1 protein-coding gene is annotated in these 1,045 nt (G+C 54.4%); it reads right to left on the minus strand.

The genetic code is table 11. The features are described 5' to 3' along the window. Positions 1–3: 3 nt before the first annotated feature. Positions 4–1,045, minus strand: a 1,042-nt coding sequence (gene lysS / locus B7982_RS14730; protein ID WP_088661417.1) for a lysine--tRNA ligase, incomplete at its 5' end; no start/stop codon positions are given.

Genomic DNA, 1,045 nt, shown 5'->3' on the forward strand with positions numbered 1-1,045 from the left:
CGATTAAACCTCAGGCTTCATCAGCGGGAAGAGCTGCACGTCGCGGATGGTTTCCTGGTTGGTCAGGAGCATCACCATGCGGTCGATACCGAAGCCAACACCGCCGGTAGGAGGCAGACCGGATTCGATAGCGTGCATGAAGTTTTCGTCCATGGGGTGAGTTTCGCCTTCACCACCGCGGCCACGGCGGACCTGGTCTTCCAGAAGTTCGCGCTGGCGGATGGGGTCGTTAAGTTCGGTATAGGCGTTGCCCAGTTCCCAGCCGTTTGCGTAGGGTTCGAACTGTTCGATGAGGCCTTCGATGGTACGGTGCTTCTTGCAGAGCGGAGTAGATTCGGTGGGCATGTCCTTGATGAAGGTGGGCTGGATCAGCTTGTCTTCCACAGTCAGTTCAAACAGTTCCAGGATGCCACGGCCGCGGCTGAATTCACCATCCAGGTGGCCGCCCAGTTCTTCCATCTTGTTCTTGATGTCTTCGTCAGACATTTCGTTGACCTTCAGGCCACCGAACTTTTCGATAGCTTCGATCATGCTGTAGCGGGGCCACGGAGCCTTGAAGTCGATTTCCTTGCCCTGGGTCATGATCTTGGTGGTGCCGTTTGCTGCGATACAGGCGCGTTCGTAGATGTTTTCGAAGTGGACCATCATGTCGTTGTAGTCAGCGAAAGCTTCGTAGAATTCCAGACCGGTGAATTCCGGGCTATGGGTACGGTCCATACCTTCGTTACGGAAGTTCTTGGAGAATTCGAAAACCTTTTCCATACCGCCAACAATGCAGCGCTTCAGGTAGAGTTCCGGAGCGACACGCATGTAGAGGGTCATATCGCAGGCATTGTGATGGGTGGTAAACGGACGAGCGTTTGCACCGCCGTAAATCGGCTGCAGAGTCGGGGTTTCCACTTCGATGAAGCCCTTTTCGATGAGGTATTCACGAATGGACTGCATAATCTTGGAACGCTTGATGAACACGTCCTTCACGTCGTCGTTCAAGGCCATGTCGATATAGCGCTGACGGTAACGGGCGTCCACGTCGGCAAATTCGTTG

It is taken from the genome of Fibrobacter sp. UWB2, assembly GCF_002210425.1.
Taxonomy (GTDB): domain Bacteria; phylum Fibrobacterota; class Fibrobacteria; order Fibrobacterales; family Fibrobacteraceae; genus Fibrobacter; species Fibrobacter elongatus.